5 protein-coding genes are annotated in these 3,369 nt (G+C 66.8%); all 5 read left to right on the top strand.

What is annotated here, in order from left to right:
* A partial coding sequence (locus tag ACXJKR_RS27820; RefSeq protein WP_457325579.1) for an SRPBCC family protein occupies positions 1–662 on the top strand: 662 nt, incomplete at its 5' end.
* A 3-nt stretch (positions 663–665) separates the two neighbouring features.
* Entirely contained in the window at positions 666–1,148 is a 483-nt protein-coding gene (locus ACXJKR_RS27815) for an aromatic-ring-hydroxylating dioxygenase subunit beta (protein ID WP_457325578.1), read from the top strand.
* Positions 1,149–1,158: 10 nt separating this feature from the next.
* Entirely contained in the window at positions 1,159–1,476 is a 318-nt protein-coding gene (locus ACXJKR_RS27810) for a non-heme iron oxygenase ferredoxin subunit (protein ID WP_457325577.1), read from the top strand.
* Between the two features lie 37 nt (positions 1,477–1,513).
* A complete protein-coding gene (locus tag ACXJKR_RS27805; RefSeq protein WP_457325576.1) occupies positions 1,514–2,671 on the top strand; it encodes an ABC transporter substrate-binding protein in 1,158 nt (385 codons plus the stop codon).
* A 10-nt stretch (positions 2,672–2,681) separates the two neighbouring features.
* Positions 2,682–3,369, top strand: a 688-nt coding sequence (locus ACXJKR_RS27800) for a branched-chain amino acid ABC transporter permease (RefSeq protein WP_457325575.1), incomplete at its 3' end; no start/stop codon positions are given.

Below are 3,369 nucleotides of genomic sequence, written 5' to 3'. Positions count from 1 at the left end.
ACAACCGCCAGCGCATCCCGGGCAACTGGAAGCTGATGCAGGAGAACATCAAGGACCCGTATCACCCGGGCCTGCTGCACACCTGGTTCGTCACCTTCGGGCTCTGGCGCGCCGACAACAAGTCGCAACTCCGCATGGACGACCGCCATCGCCATGCGTCCATGATCTCGACGCGCGGCAGCGGCGGCAAGTCCGAGCAGGTGACCCAGGTCTCCAGCTTCAAGGAGACTATGCAGTTGCACGACCCGAGCTTCCTGGACATCGTCCCGGAGCCCTGGTGGGGCGGGCCGACTGCGGTGATGACCACCATCTTCCCCAGCGTCATCCTGCAGCAGCAGGTCAACAGCGTGTCGACCCGCCACATCCAGCCCAGCGGCCACGGCAGCTTCGACTTCGTCTGGACCCATTTCGGCTACGAGGACGACACCGAGGAGATGACCCAGCGGCGCCTGCGCCAGTCCAACCTGTTCGGCCCGGCCGGCTTCGTCTCGGCCGATGACGGCGAGGTGATCGAGTTCTCGCAGCAGGCCTTCGAGAGCAAGCCCTTCCACCGCACGCTGGCCGAGCTGGGCGGGCGCGAGGTCGAGGACACGGAGCACATGGTCACCGAGACGCTGATACGCGGCATGTACCGCTACTGGCGCGAAGTGATGGAGGACTGAGTTATGGCCGCGTCCATCAACTTCGAGGACTGGCTGGCGCTGAGCCAGCTGTACGCCGACTACGCCGCCGCCGTCGACTCCGGCAACTGGGACCTCTGGCCCGAGTTCTTCGTCGACGACTGCGTCTACCGCCTGCAGCCCCGCGAGAACCATGAGCGCGGCTTCCCGCTGGCCACGCTGTCCTTCACCAGCAAGGGCATGCTCAAGGACAGGGTCTACGGCATCAAGGAGACGCTGTTCCACGATCCCTACTACCAGCGCCACATCGTCGGCGCGCCCGTCGTGCGCCGCGCTGAAGCCGACCGCATCGAGTCCGAAGCGAACTACGCGGTGCTGCGCACCAAGCTGTCCGAGGCCAGCACCGTGTTCAACGTCGGGCGCTATATCGACGTGGTCGTGCGCACGCCGGGCGGCTTCAAGTTCGCGTCGCGCGAGTGCATCTACGACAGCGAAATGATCCCGAACTCCATCATCTATCCCATCTGAGAGCGCTGCCATGAACCATGACAACTGGATCGACGCGCTGGCGCGCGATCAGCTGCCTGCCGACGACGTGATCGGCGTGGCGGTCGCCGGCCGCGACATCGCCGTCTACACCGTCGGCGACGAGGTGTACGCCACCGACAACATCTGCACGCATGGCCATGCGCGGCTGTGCGACGGCTTCCTGGACGGCCACGAGATCGAGTGCCCGCTTCACCAGGGCAAGTTCGACGTACGCGACGGCCGCCCGATGTGCGAGCCGGTCACCGAGGCCCTGCGCAGCTACCCCGTGAAGATCGACGGCCAGCGCGTCTATCTGCAGATTGACTGACCCCGTTCAATCGGGCCACTACTACAAGGAGACAAGCATGAGCATGAAATCCAAGATCGCCATCCTGGGCGCCGCTGCGCTGGCCGTTGCCGGCGCGGCGCAAGCCGCCGTCATCGGCCTGGTGGCGCCGCTTTCCGGGCCGCAGGCCCTCGTCGGGCAGGACCAGGTCGACGGCTTCAATCTCGCCGTCGAACAGCTCGGCGGCAAGCTCGGCGGCCAGCCGCTCACGCTGCTGAAGGAGGACGACCAGCTCAAGCCCGAGATCGGCCAGCAGGCCGTTCGCAAGCTGATCGACAAGGACAAGGTCGATGCCATCGTCGGCCTGTCCTTCTCCAACGTGTTGATGGGCAGCCTGCCCCGGCTGGTCGAGTCGGGCGTGGTGGCCATTGCCACCAACGCCGGCCCCTCGCCGCTGGCCGGCGCGCAGTGCAAGGCCAACATCTTCTCGATGGCCTGGCAGAACGACGGCTCCGCAGAGGCCATGGGCAAGTTCGCCCAGGACAAGGGCATCAAGCGCGTCTACCTGATGGCCCCCAACTACCAGGCCGGCAAGGACATGCTGGCCGGCTTCAAGCGCTACTACAAAGGCCAGGTGGTCGACGAGGTGTTCACCCAGGTCAACCAGCCCGACTACTCGGCCGAGATCGCGCAGCTGCAGGCGGCGGCGCCGGACGCGGTGTTCGTCTTCTACCCCGGCGGCATGGGCATCAACTTCGTCAAGCAGATGAGCCAGGCCGGCCTGATGGGCAAGCTGCCGCTGTATTCGGTGTTCACCGTGGACGGCACGACGCTGCCTTCGCTGCGCGACGCGGCGGTCGGCGCCATCAGCGGCGCCATGTACGACGCGTCGCTGGACAGCCCCGAGAACAAGGCCTTCGTCGCGGCCTTCCAGGCCAAGTACAAGCGCACGCCCAGCCTGTACGCCGCCACTGGCTATGACGCGGCCCAGCTGCTCGATGCGGCCCTGCGCAAGTCCGGCGGCGACGCCAAGAAGCTGGCCGCGGCAGTCAAGGCGGCGGGCAGCGAGGTCAAGTCGGTGCGCGGTCCGTTCCGCTTCGGCAAGAACAACATGCCGGTGCAGAACTACTACGCCTTCGAGACCTGGCGCGACGCGGGCAAGATCGCGACACGCCAGGTCGGCACGCCGCTGAGCGCCCACGCCGACCCATACGGGCAGCAATGCCCGCTGCCTTGAGGGGCGCGGCATGAATGCCACGCTGCTGCTGGCGCAACTGCTCAACGGGCTGCAGTACGGGGTGCTGCTCTTCCTCCTGGCTGCCGGCCTGACGCTGGTGTTCGGCATCATGAGCTTCGTCAATCTGGCGCACGGCTCGCTCTACATGCTCGGGGCCTATGCCGGCGCGCTGGCCTATGGCGCCACCGATTCGTTCGCGCTGGCGCTGCTGGCGGCGGCCGGTGGGGCGCTGGTGGTGGGCATGGCGCTTGAGGTGGTGATCGTCTCGCGGCTGTACCGGCGCGACCACCTCGACCATGTGCTGGCGACCTTCGGCCTCGTGATGTTCTTCAACGAGTTGGTGCGCATGGTCTGGGGGCCGCAGCCGCTCTTCGTCCAGGTGCCGCAGGTGCTTGACGGCACCGTGAACCTGTTCGGCTTCACCTATCCCGCCTACCGTTTCGCGATCATCGCGGTCGGGTTGGCCGTGGCGGTGGGGTCGCACCTGGTGATCCACAAGACGCGCCTGGGCATGCTGATACKCGCCGGCGCGCAGTACCCGCAGCTGGTGTCCGCGCTCGGCGTCAACATCGGCTTGCTCAATGCGGTGCTGTTCGGCCTGGGCGCCGCGCTGGCCGGGTTGGCGGGCGCCATGGCGGGGCCGGTGCTTTCGGTGCAGTCGGGCATGGGCGAGCCCGTGCTCATCACCACCCTGGTCG

It is taken from the genome of Roseateles sp. P5_E11 (assembly GCF_054049355.1).
Note: the sequence above shows the minus strand (reverse complement) of the source record. Positions and strands in the feature narration are given on the sequence as shown.